This is a genomic window from Actinokineospora auranticolor (assembly GCF_041897805.1).
Classification (GTDB): domain Bacteria; phylum Actinomycetota; class Actinomycetes; order Mycobacteriales; family Pseudonocardiaceae; genus Actinokineospora; species Actinokineospora auranticolor.
Window position 1 is genome coordinate 5727941 of the sequence record NZ_CP154825.1, and the last position, 16061, is coordinate 5744001.

Below are 16061 nucleotides of genomic sequence, written 5' to 3' on the forward strand. Positions count from 1 at the left end.
AGGCGTCTCACCCGCGCGGTCCGTTTGCCTGAGAGGTTCCGGGGAGGATTTGCTCCTTCGGCGCCGTCCCGGTCCGGGTGGACCGGGCGGACTCTCCCGCGTGGGTTCAGCGACGCCCGGCGAGTCTAACCCGATCCGGTGATAACTCGATTGCGAGCGAGGTCGCACCCCGGGTGCACTCTGCAGATCATGGACACCACCGCCGTGCGCGCCGCCTTCGACGACCAGCTGCGGCGGCACCTGCCCGCCTCCGACGCGGGCACGGTCGTCCAGCTGACTGCCGCGCTCACCCGGCACCTCGGCTCGACACCGGACTACTTCTCCGGGGTGGTCTGGTCCGACCTGGACGAGCGGACCGCCGACGCGGCGATCGCGGACGCGGTGGCCTGGTTCCGGTCCCTGGACGACGGCGAGTGGAAGTACTACGGCCACGACACCCCCGTCGACCTGCCCGCGCGCCTGGTGGCCGCCGGTCTGCGGGCGGGGCCCGCCGAGGCGGTGATGGTGGCCGAGGCCGCCGAGGTGCCGGTGTTCGAGCCGCCCGCGGGAGTGCGGCTGGTCGACGTGCGCGACCCGGACGACGTGGACCGCGTGGTGGTGGCGCACAACCGGGCGTTCGGCGCGGAGTTCCCCCGGCTGGGGCGGCGGCTGCGGGAGGTGCTGGCGCAGACCCCGGAGTTGCTCGACCTGGTGGTGGCCGTCGCGGACGGCGAGCCGGTGTGCGGCGCCCGGACCGAGTACGTGCCGGGTACCGACTTCGCGACCCTGTGGGGCGGCGGGACCGTCCCCGAGTGGCGGGGACGCGGGATCTACCGGGCCCTGGTGAGCCACCGGGCGCGGCTGGCAGAGGCGCGGGGCGCCCGGTACCTCCAGGTCGACGCACTCCCGACCAGCGAACCGATCCTGCGCCGCGTCGGTTTCACCCGCATCACCACGACCACGCCTTACACGCTCTGACCAGGCGCTATCCCGCGACGCGCGGGGCCAGCCCGCCCACGATGAGCGACAGCCCCGCCTCGAAGGCCGACTCGTGATCGATGCTCGGCACATCGGCCGGTAGGTCCTGGCTCTCGCCGGGACTCGCCTGCTCCTCCAGGACGCTGCCGACCGTGAAGCGACTGGCGGTCAGCATCGCCAGCTGAGCCTCCCGCTCGGGCACGCCGGAGTCGACGAGGAATGCCATCTTGTGCCGGATCCGGTCGAGGTCGGCGGTGGGCGGGGCGCCCGCGTGCAGGCGCGCGCCGTCGCGGCGCAGGAGCAGGGTGCGCCGGAAGCCGCGGGTGTTCGCCAGGAACCAGTCGCGCCAGTCGTCCCCGGCCGTCGGCAGCGGTTCGGCGGCGTGGGGCGCCATCGCGGCCTGGGCCATGGCGGCCAAGAGGTCCTTCTTGGTGCGGAAGTGCCAGTACAGCGACGGCTGCTCCACCCCCAGCCGCTGCGCCAGCCGCCGGGTGCTGACGGCGTCCAGGCCGACCTCGTCGAGCAGGTCGAGCGCCTCGGCCACCACGACCTCGCGGTTCATCTTCGCCACGTTGACAACCTATCGCTGATAGGTGACCCTGGAGAAGAACCTTTCACTGATAGATTTTGGGGTGATGAGCATGCCGGGGGTTTCGGGTACGACATCTCTGCGGGTCCTCGTCGCGGGCGGCGGGATCGCGGGGCAGGCGGTGGCCTTCTGGCTCGCCCGGGGCGGGCACCGGGTGACCGCCGTCGAACGCTCCCCCGCGCTGCGGGCCACCGGCGCCCAGGTCGACCTGCGGGGTCAGGGCATCGAGGCCGTCCGGCGGATGGGGTTGCTCGACGACGTCCGGGCCAAGCTGGTGGACGAGAAGGGTGTCGCCTTCGTCGACGCCCGGGGCAAGGCCAAGGCGACGATCATGGCCAACACCTCCGGGCGGGGCCGCCAGACGCTGACGTCGGAGTACGAGATCATGCGCGGCGACCTGGTCCGCATCCTCAACGACGCGACCAGGCACGACGTCGAGTACGTCTTCGGCAAGGGCGTCGAGGGGTTCGAGCAGGACGAGCGCGAGGTCGTCGCGCGCTTCTCCGACGGCACGTCCGGCACCTTCGACCTGCTGATCGGCGCCGACGGGCAGGGCTCGCGCATCCGCCGGGCGATCCTGCCCGCGGGCTCGGACCCGTACCGGCGGCTCGGCATCCACATGGCGTACTGGTTCGTCCCGCGCGTCGAGTCCGACGGTGACATCCGGGACACCTACCTGGTGCCGGGCGGCCGCCAGATCATGCGCCGCAGCCACAGCCCGGCCGAGACCCAGGTCTACTTCGTGCTGCGCGAGGAGTCCGAGGCGGCGTCGGCGATCCACCGGGCGCCGGTCGAGCGGCAGCGGGAGTTCTGGGCGGGCAGGTTCCGCGGCGCCGGGTGGCAGACGGAGCGCTTCGTCGAGGGCATGCGGAGCAGCCCGTTCTTCTACTCCCAGGAGGTCGTGCAGGTGCGTACCGACACCTGGTCGCGGGGCCGCGTGGTCTTGGTCGGGGACGCCGCGCACTGCGCCTCCCCCTACAGCGGCATGGGGGTCTCCGGCGGCTTGGTCGGCGCCCACGTGCTGGCCGCCGAGATCAACCGGTGCCCGGACGACCTGCCGACCGCGCTGGCGAACTACGACACCGCGCTGCGGCCCTTCGTCGACGAGATCCAGGCCGAGGTGAATCCGCGCCTGCTGCGCCTGGGCTTGCCGGTGTCCCGGTTCGCGGTCAACGCCTTCCAGGCGGTCACCGCACTGGCGTGCTTCTTGCGCGTCCCCGACCTGGTCGCCCGCTGGTCGACGGACGATCGCGGTGGCGACTGGCGACTCCCCGCGAGCCCCGCCCCGCTGGGTGTCGGTCGTTCGACGGCGGGCTAGCCCGCGTTGCGGGCCTTGCGGCGCTGGGTGAGTTCGTCGTCGGCGGGCGGGGGGATCTCGACGCCGTCGGCGCGTTCGGCGGGGAACTCGTGGATGGTGCCGGTGATCTCGCGGATGGCGCCGCTGACGGCGATGCCGAACACGCCCTGGCCGCCCTGCAGCAGGTCGACGACCTCCTCCGGCGACGAGCACTCGTAGACCGTGGTGCCGTCGCTGAACAGGGTGATGTGCGCGAGGTCGCGGACGCCGCGTCTGCGCAGGTGGTCGACCGCGACGCGGATGTTCTGCAGCGACACCCCGGTGTCCAGCAGCCGCTTGACGACCTTGAGGACCAGGACGTCCTTGAACGAGTAGAGCCGCTGCGACCCCGAACCCTGGGCGCTGCGGACGGTGGGCACGACCAGCCCGGTGCGGGCCCAGTAGTCCAACTGCCGGTAGGTGATCCCGGCGATCTGGCACGCGGCGGGACCCCGGTAGCCGACGAGCTCGTCCGGCAGCGAGGCGTCCGGGAACAGCTCACCCTGCTCTGGAGTACCAGCCCCGACGGGACCTTCCTCGAACACGCCTGCCTCCCCTCGTCCGGCCACCCACAGGCCGGCGAACGAGACCGCCCGTTCCGCTCTGGGGAACCGTCGGCCGAGCGCACCGACCCCCCGCCGCTCCCGTCACGGGAGTGACGACCGGGCGATCCGCTCGTCCCTGACGGTAAGACGGGCGCGCGGGGAGGTCAACGCGACGCGCGGGTGGCGCGGGGCCGGTTACGTGTCCGCGCCGCGGAAGTCCTCCGGCGAGACCGAGTCCAGGAACTCCCGGAACTTCTCGACCTCGTCCTCCTGCTCGTCCGGGATGATCAACCCGGCCTCCTGCAGCACGGCGTCCTCGGCGTGGATGGGCACCCCGACGCGCAGCGCGAGCGCGACCGAGTCGCTGGGCCGGGCGGAGACCCGCACGTCGCCGTCGAAGACCAGCTCGGCGAAGAAGGTGCCCTCGCGCAGGTCGGTGATCCGGACCTGCTCCAGTTCGCGGCCGAGCGCGCCGATCACGTCCTTGAGCAGGTCGTGGGTCAGCGGTCGGGCGGGCCGCACGCCCTGTTGCTCGAGGGCGATGGCGGTCGCCTCCACCGATCCGATCCAGATCGGCAGGTACCGCTCTCCCTCGGTCTCACGCAGCAACAAGATCGGCTGGTTGCCGGGCAACTCCACCCGTACTCCCACGACGCGCATCTCGCTCATCGGGCTCGCCTCCCTCCGCTCGCTGGGGCCTCGGCGTCCCGTCCCCTCGAGGATCGCTCATCGCCTACATCGACGCTACCCGCCATCCGGCCCCCACGCCCGCCTATCCAGATCGTGATCAGATCACAATGGGCGCCCCGGCGACCACCGGACTAGCGGCCGGTGACCCCGCGCAGACCGGCGCGCACGAGTAGTGAGTGCAGGGTCAGCGCCAGGGCGGCCAGGTCGTCCGCGATCTCGTCGGCGCGGGCCCGGGCGGCGGGGTCGCGCTGCCGGTACAGGGGCGCCACGACCTGTTCGACCAGGCCGACCTCGCGGTCCGCGGCGGCCCGGAAGGCCCGCAGGTGCCGGGCCTCGATGCCGTACTCGGCCAGGCCCGCGGCGGTGCGCGCGACGGCGACCGCGTCCGGGTCGAACGCGCCGTCGGGGCGGGCCCGCAGGAGCCCGTACTGCTCCAGGTCGAGCAGGGTGTCCGCGCCGATGCCCGCGCGGTCGAGCAGGTCGGCGCGGCTGAGCGCGACCCGCCCGTCCGGGTCCGCAGGTGGTTCGGCGGGCACCGGGGGCAGGCCGCGCAGCGGGCGGGCCACCGCGGCGACCTCCCGCGGCGGGCCGCCCGGGCGGTCCAACTGCTCCTTGATCACCTTCAGCGGCAGGTAGTGGTCGCGCTGCGCCGCGAGTACGAAGCGCAGGCGCGCCACGTCCGCCTCGGTGAACCGCCGGTAGCCCGACGGCGTGCGATCCGGGCTGACCAGCCCCTCCGCCTCCAGGAAGCGGATCTTGGAGATGGTCACGTCCGGGAACTCCGGCCTCAGGTGCGCCAGCACCGCGCCGATGCTCAGCCCGGCACGCTCGGGCCGACCGGCAGCCGTCACGGCAGTCCCTAGGCCCCCGCGCCGGGGCCGGTGAGGAACACCAGGCGGAACTTGCCGATCTGCACCTCGTCGCCGCCCGCGAGCACGGCCTGGTCGACCGGCTCCCGGTTGACGTAGGTGCCGTTGAGGCTGCCCACGTCGATCACCACGAACTCCCCGCCCTCGCGGCGGAACTCCGCGTGGCGGCGGGAGACGGTGACGTCGTCGAGGAAGATGTCGCTGTCGGGGTGCCTGCCCGCGCTGGTGGTGTCGCGGTCGAGCAGGAAGCGCGACCCCGCGTTCGGGCCGCGCTTGACGACCAGCAGCGCCGATCCGGTCGGGAGGGCGTCGACGCCCGCGACCGCGGGTTCCGGGGCGGGGGCGGGTTCGCCGCCGCCCTCGGTGAGGAAGTCGGCCCGGAAGACCGAAGTCCGCTCCGGAGACTGCTCCGGCGGGACGCCGGGCCCGTCGTTGGTGCTCACCTGAGCTCTCCTCCTGCTGGTCATTTCCGCTGAACAGTTGCCAACGTACCGTGCGCGATCAGGCGCCGGACCGGTGGTCCCCCCTGCGGCGGACCGCGCGGGGCGGCGCGGAGGAAGATCGTCTCACGTTCGGCGCGGCGCGCTCACGCCGCGGTGATCGACTGGTATGCGTCCGCGTCGAGCAGGGCCTCCAGCGCGTCGGGGTCGTCGACCTCGACCTCGTAGAGCCAGCCCTCGCCGTACGGGTCGGAGTTGAGCAGGTCGGCCTGCTCGGCCACGGCGTCGTTGACGGCCACGACCTCGCCGGACACCGGCGCGTACAGGTCGGCGGTGTCGTCCGCGTCGACCTCGCCGACCGCGGCGCCGACCTCGACCCGGTCGCCGACCTCGGGTAGCCGCACGGCCGCGACCTCGCCGTACTGCTGCTGGGCGTACTCGGTGACGCCGACCCGGACGAGCACGTCGGTCTTGGTCGCCACCCACGCGTGCTCGTCGGTGTAGCGGAGTTCTTCGGGGATCACTCGCCTGCCCTCTTTCGCCGACCGGCGCCGATTGCGACCGGCCGGTGCCGATCACGGTGGCGCAGAGCTTAGGGGGCTCGACCTACCCCTGGACGGGCACCGGCGCGGGCAGTCGCAGAGCCGCCCGCGTCTGCACCACGTAGAGCAGTCCGGACCACAGGAACAGCAGTCCGCCCCAGACCACGAAGGCGTACGCGACGGGCCGCACGACGGTGGCGAAGTCGGATCCGCCCTGGGCGAAGAGCAGCAGCGGGAAGGCGTACATCAGGTTGAACGTGGCGGCCTTGCCGACGTAGGTGACCTCGGGCGGGGCGAACCCGGCCCGGCGCAGCCGCAGCAGGCACCCGGCGACCAGCAGGTCGCGGCCGATGAGCAGGGCGGCGACCCACCACGGCACTATGTCGCGCAGCACGAAGGCGACGATGGTGGCCAGCGTGTAGAGCCGGTCGGCGGCGGGGTCGAGCAGCGCGCCCAACCTGCTCATCTGGTTCAGCCAGCGGGCGATCTTGCCGTCGAGCCAGTCGCTGAGGCCGCTGAACATCAGCACGGCCAGTGCCCAGCCGTCGGCCTCGGGGCCCAGCAGCAGGTACAGGAACAGCGGCACACCGGCCAGGCGCAGGACGCTCAGCGCGTTGGGGATCGTCCACACGCGATCGGGCAGCTCTTCTACGCGCGCGGGGTCAGCCATGCCGGGAAGCCTAGGACACCCCAGGTCGCGGTCTTGCGGGCGCGGCGCCCCACTGTCCCCCAGTCGGGCGCCGCCACCCGGGTGACTAGCTCGCTAGGCGGTGCGTGGACCAGCCTTGGCGCTCCAGCGCGGCCGGGGTCATCGACCGGGGCCGCCCGAAGGCGTCGAAGCCGACCCAGTGCGCGCCGCCGCCGGTGTACTCGAGGACGAACGCGTGTCCCTGGCTCCACACCACGCTGCACGGGGCGGTGGGCAGGGTGGGGGTGGAGCCGGTGTCGTTTCTCACGGTTTCGGTGCTCATGGTCGTTACCTCCGATCCGGACGTCGGCGAGACGACGGGCCTCGTTAGCCGTTCCCCAGCGGGAAACGGGTGCGATTCCGTTGGAGGTCAGTGCGCGAACTCGTCGACCAAGGCCTCGCAGAACGCGGGCAGGTCGTCGGGCTTGCGGCTGGTGAGCAGGGTGGAAACGCCTTCGCCGCGGTCGACGACGAGCTGCTCGTCGACCCAGTCCGCGCCCGCGTTGCGCAGGTCGGTCCGCAGGCTGGGCCACGACGTGACGCGCCTGCTGCGGACCACGTCGGCCTCGACGAGGGTCCACGGGGCGTGGCAGATCGCGGCGACCGGCTTGGCGGCGTCGAAGAACGACTTGGCGAACGCGACGGCACCGGGGTCGGTGCGCAGGAAATCGGGGTTCGCCACGCCACCGGGCAGCACCAGCCCGTCGTAGTCGGCCGCGGACACCGCGTCGGCGACGCGGTCGACCGGGAAGGTGTCGGCGGGGTCGAGGTGGTTGAACGCCCGCACCTCGCCCTCCTCCGTCGACACCAGTTCCGGTTGCCCGCCCGCCTGCTCGACGGACTTCCACGGCTCGGTCAACTCGACCTGCTCGATGCCCTCCGGTGCGACCAAGAACGCGATCTTGCGGCCGGTGAGCGCTGCCATGTCGGATTCCTTCCACTCGGGTACTCCAGAGGTGTGCCCATCTCCACCGATCTCAATCACGGGCCGTGTCCCGACCCGGGCGATACCGTCGAAGTGCAGCAGGTGCCGCTGAAGGGAGACTGGCGTGGGACTGGTCGGTCGGTTGTCCGGGGTGGTGGGGGCGGCGCACGTGCTGACCGACCCGGACGTCGTCGCGGGCCACGCGGTGGACTGGACCGGTCGCTTCCGCGGCGCGGCGGGCCCGGTGGTCCGGCCCGCGAACGGCGACGAGGTCTCGCGGGTGTTGGCGGTGTGCCGCGAACTGGGTGCGGCCGTGGTGCCCCAGGGTGGCAACACGGGTCTGGTCGGCGGCGGGATCCCTTACCGCGGCGAGGTCGTGCTCAGCACGACCCGGCTGGCGGAGTTGGGGCCGGTCGACCCGGTGACCCGTCAGGTGACGGCGGGCGCGGGGGTCACGCTGGCGGCGCTGACGGCTCACGCGCGAGCGGCGGGCATGGACTTCGCCGTCGACATCGCGTCGCGGGACAGCGCGACCGTGGGCGGGATGGTGGCGACCAACGCGGGCGGGCTGAAGGTGTTGCGCTGGGGCGCGATGCGGGAGCAGGTGGTCGCGGTCGAGGCGCGGTTGGCCGACGGCCGGGTGGTCGGCCCGCACGGTCTGCCCAAGGACAGCACCGGCTACGACCTGGCGGGCGCGCTGGTGGGCAGCGAGGGCACGCTGGCGGTGATCACGTCGGCGCGGCTGCGGCTGGTGCCCGCGCTCGCCGAACGGGCCACCGCGACGCTGGCCTTCGACCGCACCGAGGACGCCGTCGCGGCCATCGGGGCGTTGCGCGCGCTGCCGTCGCTGACCTCGGTCGAGGTGTTCTTCGACGACGGCCTGCGCCTGGTGTGCGCGCACCGCCGGGTGGCGCCGCCGTTCGCGGTCGCGCACCCGGTGTACCTGCTGGTGGAGTGCGCGGCCGACGCGGACCCGACCGAGGCCCTGGGCGAGGTGGTGGCGGGCCTGGCCGGGCTGCGGGACTCGGCGTTGGCGGTGGACGAGGCGGCGCGGCGGGTGCTGTGGACGCACCGGGAGGCGCACGCGGAGGCGATCAACGCGCTGGGCCCGCCGGTCAAGCTGGACGTCGGCGTGCCGCCGGGGCGCGCGGCGGAGTTCGAGCGGGACGTGCGCGCGGTCGTGGCGGAGGCGGCGCCGGGCGCGCGGCTGGTGCTGTTCGGGCACCTCGCGGAGGGGAACTTCCACGTCAACGTCGTGGGGGTGGCGCCGGAGGCGGAGGCGGACCTGGTCGGGCGCGTGCTGGCGGCGGTCGCGCGGCGCGGCGGGACGATCTCGGCCGAGCACGGGATCGGGGTGGCCAAGGCGCCGTGGCTGGGGCTGACCCGGTCCGCGCCGGAGCGAGAGCTGTTCGCGGCGATCAAGCGGGCGTGGGACCCGACCGGGCTGCTGAACCCCGGGGTCCTGGTCGGTGTTGCCGATTCGGCAAGAGAACTCGCGCACCCGGCCGACCCGGTCGCATCATCGGTTCGTGACTGAAACCCACCCGCACCACCACGACCACTCGGCGCGGCGGCAGATGCCGGACACCGACCAGGGCACGACGGAGTTCTGGGAGGAGTTCTACGGCCAGCGCGACCAGGTCTGGTCCGGCAACCCCAACCGGCTGCTCGTGCGCGAGGTCGAGGACGAGCCCGCCGGTCGGGCGCTGGACATCGGCTGCGCCGAGGGCGGCGACGCGGTGTGGCTGGCCCGGCGCGGCTGGCGGGTGACCGCGGTGGACGTGTCCGCGACCGCGCTGGCCCGCGCCGCCCGGCACGCCGCGGAGGCGGGGGTGGCCGAGGCGATCCGGTTCGAGCGGCACGACCTGGCCGAGTCCTTCCCGGACGGTGCGTACGACCTGGTGTCCGCGCAGTACTTCCACTCCCCCGTCGCGCACGGCACCGAGCGCGCGGACGCTCTGCGCCGCGCCGCCGAGCTGGTCGCGCCGGGCGGGGTGCTGCTGATCGTCGGGCACGAGGGCTGGCCGTCGTGGCAGGAACCGCACGACTTCCACCTGCCGACGACGGCCGAGGTGCTGGAGTCGCTGGCACTGCCGGACGGCTGGCTGGTCGAGGTGCAGGAGACCGTCGAGTCGCCCGCGCACGGGCCCGACGGCGAGCACGGCACCCGCGCGGACAACGTGCTGAAGCTGCGCCGGTCAGCCCCGTAGGTCGGGGAAGTCCTCTTCGCGGTGCTCGCCGCCGGACGGTTCGGCCGCCCGGGCGCGCAGGTCGACGCGGCGGATCTTGCCGGAGATCGTCTTGGGCAACTCGGCGAACTCCAGGCGGCGGATCCGCTTGTAGGGGGCCAGGTGCGCGCGGGCGAAGGCGAGGATGTCGCGCGCGGTCGCGGCGGTCGGCTCGTGGCCCGCGGCGAGCACCACGTACGCCTTGGGCACGGCCAGCCGCAGCGGGTCGGGCGAGGGCACCACGGCGGCCTCGGCGACGGCCGGGTGCTCGAGGAGGACGCTCTCCAACTCGAACGGGGAGATGCGGTAGTCCGAGGCCTTGAAGACGTCGTCGGCGCGGCCCACGTAGGTGAGGTAGCCGTCGGCGTCGCGGGAGCCGACGTCGCCGGTGTGGTAGCGGCCGCCGCGGGTGACCTCGGCGGTGCGCTCCGGGTCGTCGGCGTAGCCGGTCAGCAGGCCGACGGGCTCGTCCGCCAGGTCGACGGCGATCTCGCCCTCGTCGGCGGGCTCGCCGGTGACCGGGTCGACCAGCACCACGGTGAACCCCGGCAGCGGCCTGCCCATCGAGCCGGGCCGCACGGGTTGGCCGGGGGTGTTGGCGACGAGCACGCTGGTCTCGGTCTGGCCGAAGCCGTCGCGGAGGGTCACGCCCCACCCCTCGGCGACGCGCTCGATCACCTCGGGGTTGAGCGGTTCGCCCGCGCCGACGGCGATCCGCGGCGGGGTCTTCAGCGCGCTCAGGTCGGACTGGATCAGCATCCGCCAGACCGTGGGCGGGGCGCAGAAGCTGGTGACGCCGCACCGGTCCATCACGGACATGAGCGCGGCGGCGTCGAAGCGCGCGTAGTTGTGGACGAAGACGGTCGCCTCGGCGTTCCAGGGGGCGAAGACGTTGCTCCACGCGTGTTTCGCCCAGCCGGGCGAGGAGATGTTGAGGTGGACGTCGCCGGGGCGCAGGCCGATCCAGTACATCGTGGACAGGTGGCCGACCGGGTAGGAGACGTGGGTGTGGCGCACCAGCTTGGGGCGGGCGGTGGTGCCGGAGGTGAAGTAGAGCAGCAGCGAGTCGCCCGCGTGGGTGACGGCGTCGGGGGTGTACTCGTCCGAGGCCTGGTCGGCGTCGGTGTAGGCGACCCAGCCGTCGACGGGGTCGCCGACGGCGACGCGCGTGTAGTCGCCGGGGACGTCGTCGAACTTGGCGGTGTCGGCGGAGCGGGCCACGACGTGCCGGGCGTTGCCGCGCTCGACCCGGTCCCGCAGGTCGGCGGGGGCGAGCAGGGTGGACGCCGGGATGATCACCGCGCCCAGCTTGATCGCGGCCAGGATCGTCTCCCACAGCTCGCCCTGGTTGCCCAGCATCAGGACCAGCCGGTCGCCGCGCGCCACGCCGAGACCGCGCAGCCAGTTGGCGACCCGCGCCGAGCGGCGGGACAACTCGGCGTAGGTCCAGCGCCGCTCGGCGCCGTCCTCCTCGACGATCCACAGCGCGACGCGCTCGGCCGTCGGCGACTCGGCGGCGACCGCGTCGAACCAGTCCAGCGCCCAGTTGAAGGTGGCGAACCGGGGCCACTCGAAGCCGTCGCGGGCGGCCCCGTAGTCGTCGCCGTACTCGACCAGGAAGTCGCGGGCGGCTCGGAAGGCGGCGGTGGCCTCGGCACTCACGTGCGGTCCCCCTCGTGGGTCGGCGGTGGTCCGAGCCTGCCCCACCGGCGATCACGCCGCCAGCCCCCCGCGCCTACCGGCCGCGGAACTCCGGCGGCCTGCGCTCCAGGAACGCCCGCACGGCCTCGCCGAGGTCGTCGCTGGGCAGGAAGGCGGCGTTCCACGCGGAGACGTAGCGCAGTCCCTCGGCGACCCGGCGCTCGCGCTCGTGGCCGAGGACGTCCTTGGTGCCCTGCACGACCAGCGGCGGGTTCACGGCGATCTCGGCGGCGGTGGCGCGCGCGGCGGCGAGGACCGCGTCCCGGTCCGGGTGCACGTCGTTGACGAGCCCGATGCGCAGGGCGCGCTCGGCGTCGATGTCGCGGCCGGTGAACGCCAGCTCGCGCAGGTGGCCCTCGCCGATGACGCCCGCGAGGCGCTGGAGGCTGCCGAGGTCGGCGACGATGGCGACCTTGACCTCGCGCAGGCTGAACTTGGCGTCGGCGCTCGCGTACCGGATGTCGGCGGCGGCGACCACGTCCAGGCCGCCGCCGATGCACCAGCCGCTGACCGCGGCGATCACGGGCTTGCGGCAGGCTGCCACGGCGGTGACGGCGTGTTGCAGTGCGCGGACCTGGTCGAGGAAGCGGGTGCGCGGGGCGGCGAGCGCGCGGTCCTCCAGCAGCTCACCCCAGGACGGCATCATGGCGGGCAGGTCGAGGCCGTACGAGAAGTGCGCGCCGCTGCCGGTCAGCACGATCGCGCGCACCTCCGGGTCGGCGTCGAGGTCGGCGAACACCTCCGGCAACTCGCGCCAGAAATCCGGGCCGAGCGCGTTGCCCTTGCCGGGGCCCAGCAGCGTCACCTCCGCCACGAAATCGGCGATCCGCACGTCCAGCGACACCAGTTCCTCGGTCATACCGTGATATTACTTGTGGGTAACCGATGGCCTGGTGCGGCCCGGTTCCCCCGATCGTGTGGCCCCGCGTTGCCCGGATCGGGCGGGTGACCGGGGTAGGTTCCTCGCCAGCCGGGTAGCAAGGGAGAGCAGATGGCGGACCAGAGCGTGATGTCCACGCCGATCTTCGACGAGTTGCTGCGCGAGATGACCGAGAGCGCGGCGGCCGAGGCCAAGGCGGAGGAGGCCGGGACGCCGACCCCGCCCGCACAGCCCAGCCAGGGCGGACGGCGCCGGGCCCGCGCCAACTGAGCCCGCCACGCCCCCGGCGTGCGGCAGCGCTCCCATCCCCGCGGCGTCCCCGCGCGCGGTGCCAAGCCATTTGACACGGTTGGTCCGCATTCAGAGACTCGCTGTATGGACATGGGGGATTCACGCTCGACCTTGCACGGGATGCGCGCGCTCGCGCACCCGCTGCGGATGCGAATTCTGTCCTTGGTCACCGATCGCGCGATGAGCGCGGCCGAGGTGGCCAGGGAGCTCGGCGACAGCCAACCCAACATCAGCTACCACCTGCGCAAGCTCGCTGATGCCGGGTTGGTCGGGATCGTCGAGGAGGTGGCGATCCGCGGCGGGATCGCCAAGCGCTACCGCCACGACCCGCCCGCGGTCGCCGCGCCGCGCGGCCCGGACGAGGAGACGATGCTGGCCAGGGCGCTGGCCGCCGGGCTCGGGACGCGGACCGCGCAGCGCAAGCGCGGGCCGTCCGAGACGTTGACCGACGCCGAGCTGTGGGTCGACCCGCAGGTGTGGCAGGACCTGGTGGAACACGTCCGGAGCCTGAGCCTGCGGTTGCACGACGCGGCCCAACCGCCGCGCACCCCGGGCACGGTCCGGGTCAGCACCACCATCTCGATGTTCGAGATGGACTGCCGGTGACCTCGGCCGGGATGTTCGTCCCGCTGCGCGAGCCCATGTTCCGCCGTCTCGTCCTCGGTCGGGTCACCACCTACACCGCCAACGCCGTCGCGCCGGTCGCGCTGGCGTTCGCGGTGCTGGACCTGACCGGCTCGGTCGCGATGCTCGGACTGGTGGTCGGCGCGCGCTCGATCACCAACGTGGCGCTCCTGCTGCTGGGCGGCGTCCTGGCCGACCGGCTGCCCCGCGGGGTCATCCTGCAGGGCGCGAGCCTGGCCGCGGCCGCCTCCCAGGCGGCCGCGGCGGCGGCGGTGCTCCTGGGGTTCGCCTCGGTGCCGCTGCTCATCGTGCTGAGCGTGGTCAACGGCGCGGTCTCGGCCGCGTCGTTGCCCGCCGCCTCGGCGCTGACACCGCAGACCGTGCCGCCGTCCCTGCTCCGCCAGGCCAACGCCCTGGCGCGAGTGGGGACCAACACGGCGATGATCGCGGGCGCCTCGCTGGGCGGCATGCTGGCGGCCTTGCGCGGCCCCGGCTGGGCCATGGTGGGCACGGCGGTGGTGTTCCTGCTCGCGGCGTTCTTCTACGCGCGGGTCGACGCGCCGGAGATCGCGGCGTCCGAGCCCACCCGGCCGCTGAAGGACCTGCGGGTCGGGTGGTCGGAGTTCGCGTCGCGCACGTGGCTGTGGTCGGTCGTGGTGGCGTTCATGGTCGTCAACGCGGCGGTGGTGGGCGGCATCCAGGTGCTCGGACCGTCCATCGCGGACGCCACGTTCGGCAGGCTGGCGTGGGGTTTCATCCTGGGCGCGCAGACCATCGGGGCGCTCGTCGGCGGGGTCGTGGCCAGCCGCTGGCAGCCGCGGCGGGCGCTGCTGTACGGGACGGCGCTGGTGGGCGTCGAGGCCGTCCCGCTGCTGGTCCTGGCGCACGCGCCGGAGGTCGTGCTGCTGCTGGTCATCATGTTCCTGGGCGGGATGGCGATCGAGCAGTTCGGCATCGCCTGGGACGTCTCGTTGCAGGAGAACATCCCCCAGGACCGCCTCGCCCGGGTCTACTCCTACGACGCGGTGGGGTCGTTCGTGGCCATCCCGATCGGGGAGATCGCGGTCGGACCGCTGGCCAACCACTTCGGCACGGCGGCAACGCTGACGGCACTGGCCATCCTGGTCGTGGTGGCCACCACGGGGGCTTCCGCGACCCCCAGCATCCGGGCTCTCCGCCGCCTGGACCAGCCGGTCACCGCGTAGTTCAGCAGGTCGCGTCCGGTTCCACGCAGACCGAGTCGGCGGGCGCGTTCGTCGCCAGCTTGCGCAACAACTCCCTGAGGGTCGCCCGCTCCCGCGCGGCCAAGGGCGCGAGAACCTCGTCCTCGACCCGCCGCAACGCCTCGACGACCTCCGCGTACCGCTCTCCCCCGTGCTCGGTGGCCGACAGGAGCCGGGCGCGCCGGTCGGCCGGATCGGGACGCCGCTCGACGAGCCCGGCGCGCTCGAGATCGTCGATCAGGTAGGTCATGACGGTCTTGTCCATGCCCAGGCGGTGCGCCAACGTCTGTTGACTGCGGGCCTCGCCGAGGACGGCGGAGGTCAGGACCTGGTACCCGCGGGGCCCACCGGGCACCCCGGCCAACACGCGCTCGGCGGCCCGCACGTAGCCCCGGAAGACAGCCCCCAGCGCCCAGCCGAGATCGGCTTCAACGGCGGCGGAAGGGTGCACCACCACAGTTTACGCCCGCGACCACCCACCCGACCCACCACGATGACACGCCTCGCACCCTGGCACTCACCCACCAGGCGGCGGAGCCCGCGGCACTACCGCCGCCTCCCGCGCTGCTTCGCGACCGGTTTCCCGCGGTCCGCGTGATCGCGGCCGAACCACCGGCCGACCTCATGCCGCAGGCGACGGAGTCGGCTCGGACTTCGCGGTCCTCGCTCACTTCCGGCTCTCCTTCCGGACGACGGTGCGGTACACGTCGAGCAGGGGTGAATCACGGAGCAGTTCGCGCGCAGGTGGAAGGCCTCTCGCTGGCGGGGTCGAGTGTCGACAGGATCCTCGTGACGTCGAGCCGGAGCACCGCCTCGCGCTCAACCCGGTCGGCGAGCCGGTCACCGAGTTGCCGGTCCAAGTGGTCCTGGACGGTCTCCGCCCCGGCACACTTTTCGGGGGGAGACTTGCGATACCAGTCGGCCACTCGACGGTTCACGATCGTGGCCAGCAGCGCGGCGGTTTCCGTGCCTCGATGTGGACGTCGTACCCGCGGAAGAACGCGGCCCATGCCTCCTGGGCGATGTCCTCGGCCGCCTTGGAGTCGGCGACCCGGTTGCGAATCATCTGTTTGACCAACCCGGCGTGCTCGTGGAAGAAGGCCCGGCGTGCCTGCGCCGGATCTCGCTTCGTCCGTTCCTCATCGGTCACCGCTCGACGTGCTCCGGGAGCGCGCCGATGGTGATCGACCACCGGCTGCCGTCGCGCTCGCTGACCGACACGTGGGCGATCCGATCGCCGACCGCGAACGTGGCGGCCACCGCCGACATCGTGTGGTGCCGCTGACGCGCGAGCGCCACCTGACCGTTGACCTGCACGATCACCCCGGGTAGTTGGCTCAGCCGAGCGCAGCTGGGCGCCGGATCGCTGGGGCGGGCGTTGTCCACCGACTCGTTCATCGAGTTCCTTCCTGCGGGCACGTTCGACAGGTATGTCGCGAGTCGACGCGGTTTCGTCCGGCCGCACCGCGGGTCCGGCGGGAACACCGGTCCAGGCCCTGGCGGGCGCGGTCGGCGGCGCGCCGGTGCCCGCCC

21 protein-coding genes and 1 riboswitch are annotated in these 16061 nt (G+C 73.1%); of the genes, 7 read left to right on the forward strand and 14 right to left on the reverse strand.

The genetic code is table 11. The features are described from left to right. Positions 1-6: 6 nt before the first annotated feature. Positions 7-109: riboswitch (glycine riboswitch) on the reverse strand. An 80-nt stretch (positions 110-189) separates the two neighbouring features. Beyond that, the gene (locus V5P93_RS24930; protein WP_104483548.1) at positions 190-957 is read left to right on the forward strand and encodes a GNAT family N-acetyltransferase; all 768 of its coding nucleotides are present in this window, start codon (positions 190-192) and stop codon (positions 955-957) included. 7 nt (positions 958-964) lie between these two features. Here the strand turns inward: V5P93_RS24930 and V5P93_RS24935 are convergent, their stop codons facing one another. Next, the gene (locus V5P93_RS24935; RefSeq protein WP_181043971.1) at positions 965-1519 is read right to left on the reverse strand and encodes a TetR/AcrR family transcriptional regulator C-terminal domain-containing protein; all 555 of its coding nucleotides are present in this window, start codon (positions 1517-1519) and stop codon (positions 965-967) included. A gap of 73 nt (positions 1520-1592) precedes the next feature. On the opposite strand from V5P93_RS24935, the gene V5P93_RS24940 reads away from it, so the two are divergent. After that, positions 1593-2864 (forward strand): FAD-dependent monooxygenase, encoded by a 1272-nt coding sequence (locus tag V5P93_RS24940; protein WP_245931811.1) that lies wholly within the window; start codon positions 1593-1595, stop codon positions 2862-2864. Here the strand turns inward: V5P93_RS24940 and V5P93_RS24945 are convergent. The 8 genes from V5P93_RS24945 to V5P93_RS24980 all read right to left on the reverse strand — a co-directional run bounded on the left by V5P93_RS24945 (position 2861) and on the right by V5P93_RS24980 (position 7581). Next, positions 2861-3427 carry a MerR family transcriptional regulator gene (locus V5P93_RS24945; protein ID WP_104483546.1) on the reverse strand — a complete coding sequence of 189 codons (567 nt, stop codon included), beginning with the start codon at positions 3425-3427 and terminating at the stop codon, positions 2861-2863. The two genes, V5P93_RS24940 and V5P93_RS24945, sit on opposite strands and share 4 nt — an antisense overlap. A gap of 195 nt (positions 3428-3622) precedes the next feature. Then, positions 3623-4096: a bifunctional nuclease family protein gene (locus tag V5P93_RS24950; protein ID WP_018683607.1), complete on the reverse strand. Its 474-nt coding sequence runs from the start codon at positions 4094-4096 to the stop codon at positions 3623-3625. Between the two features lie 152 nt (positions 4097-4248). Next, positions 4249-4968: a MerR family transcriptional regulator gene (locus tag V5P93_RS24955; protein ID WP_104483545.1), complete on the reverse strand. Its 720-nt coding sequence runs from the start codon at positions 4966-4968 to the stop codon at positions 4249-4251. An 8-nt stretch (positions 4969-4976) separates the two neighbouring features. Continuing rightward, complete coding sequence (gene garA / locus V5P93_RS24960) at positions 4977-5429, reverse strand: glycogen accumulation regulator GarA (RefSeq protein WP_104483544.1); 453 nt, start codon at positions 5427-5429, stop codon at positions 4977-4979. Positions 5430-5572: 143 nt separating this feature from the next. Further along, on the reverse strand, positions 5573-5950 hold the full coding sequence (gcvH, locus tag V5P93_RS24965) for a glycine cleavage system protein GcvH (RefSeq protein WP_104483543.1): 378 nt from the start codon (positions 5948-5950) through the stop codon (positions 5573-5575). 82 nt (positions 5951-6032) lie between these two features. Next, a complete protein-coding gene (locus V5P93_RS24970; protein ID WP_104483542.1) occupies positions 6033-6638 on the reverse strand; it encodes a CDP-alcohol phosphatidyltransferase family protein in 606 nt (201 codons plus the stop codon). Between the two features lie 85 nt (positions 6639-6723). Continuing rightward, on the reverse strand, positions 6724-6939 hold the full coding sequence (locus V5P93_RS24975; RefSeq protein WP_104483541.1) for a hypothetical protein: 216 nt from the start codon (positions 6937-6939) through the stop codon (positions 6724-6726). An 87-nt stretch (positions 6940-7026) separates the two neighbouring features. Next, the gene (locus V5P93_RS24980; protein WP_104483540.1) at positions 7027-7581 is read right to left on the reverse strand and encodes a type 1 glutamine amidotransferase domain-containing protein; all 555 of its coding nucleotides are present in this window, start codon (positions 7579-7581) and stop codon (positions 7027-7029) included. Positions 7582-7705: 124 nt separating this feature from the next. On the opposite strand from V5P93_RS24980, the gene V5P93_RS24985 reads away from it, so the two are divergent. Next, a complete protein-coding gene (locus tag V5P93_RS24985) occupies positions 7706-9118 on the forward strand; it encodes an FAD-binding oxidoreductase (protein WP_104483539.1) in 1413 nt (470 codons plus the stop codon). Positions 9119-9158: 40 nt separating this feature from the next. Further along, the gene (locus V5P93_RS24990) at positions 9159-9791 is read left to right on the forward strand and encodes a cyclopropane-fatty-acyl-phospholipid synthase family protein (RefSeq protein ID WP_104483552.1); all 633 of its coding nucleotides are present in this window, start codon (positions 9159-9161) and stop codon (positions 9789-9791) included. On the opposite strand, the gene V5P93_RS24995 is transcribed toward V5P93_RS24990, so the two are convergent. Beyond that, complete coding sequence (locus tag V5P93_RS24995; protein WP_181043970.1) at positions 9780-11471, reverse strand: AMP-binding protein; 1692 nt, start codon at positions 11469-11471, stop codon at positions 9780-9782. The genes V5P93_RS24990 and V5P93_RS24995 overlap by 12 nt on opposite strands. 73 nt (positions 11472-11544) lie before the next feature. Then, entirely contained in the window at positions 11545-12369 is an 825-nt protein-coding gene (locus V5P93_RS25000) for a crotonase/enoyl-CoA hydratase family protein (protein WP_104483537.1), read from the reverse strand. A 132-nt stretch (positions 12370-12501) separates the two neighbouring features. On the opposite strand from V5P93_RS25000, the gene V5P93_RS25005 reads away from it, so the two are divergent. The 3 genes from V5P93_RS25005 to V5P93_RS25015 all read left to right on the forward strand — a co-directional run bounded on the left by V5P93_RS25005 (position 12502) and on the right by V5P93_RS25015 (position 14510). After that, on the forward strand, positions 12502-12660 hold the full coding sequence (locus tag V5P93_RS25005; RefSeq protein ID WP_181043969.1) for a hypothetical protein: 159 nt from the start codon (positions 12502-12504) through the stop codon (positions 12658-12660). Between the two features lie 141 nt (positions 12661-12801). After that, positions 12802-13287: a metalloregulator ArsR/SmtB family transcription factor gene (locus tag V5P93_RS25010; protein ID WP_245931810.1), complete on the forward strand. Its 486-nt coding sequence runs from the start codon at positions 12802-12804 to the stop codon at positions 13285-13287. Positions 13288-13298: 11 nt separating this feature from the next. After that, positions 13299-14510 carry an MFS transporter gene (locus tag V5P93_RS25015; protein WP_104483551.1) on the forward strand — a complete coding sequence of 404 codons (1212 nt, stop codon included), beginning with the start codon at positions 13299-13301 and terminating at the stop codon, positions 14508-14510. Position 14511: 1 nt separating this feature from the next. Here the strand turns inward: V5P93_RS25015 and V5P93_RS25020 are convergent, their stop codons facing one another. The 3 genes from V5P93_RS25020 to V5P93_RS25030 all read right to left on the reverse strand — a co-directional run bounded on the left by V5P93_RS25020 (position 14512) and on the right by V5P93_RS25030 (position 15926). Then, positions 14512-14979 (reverse strand): MarR family winged helix-turn-helix transcriptional regulator, encoded by a 468-nt coding sequence (locus V5P93_RS25020; protein WP_245931809.1) that lies wholly within the window; start codon positions 14977-14979, stop codon positions 14512-14514. 483 nt (positions 14980-15462) lie between these two features. Further along, positions 15463-15678, reverse strand: coding sequence for a sigma factor (locus V5P93_RS25025; protein WP_104483533.1), 216 nt, complete (start codon positions 15676-15678; stop codon positions 15463-15465). Then, a complete protein-coding gene (locus V5P93_RS25030; RefSeq protein WP_104483532.1) occupies positions 15675-15926 on the reverse strand; it encodes a hypothetical protein in 252 nt (83 codons plus the stop codon). Before V5P93_RS25030 ends, V5P93_RS25025 begins: the two co-directional genes overlap by 4 nt. Positions 15927-16061: the final 135 nt, after the last annotated feature.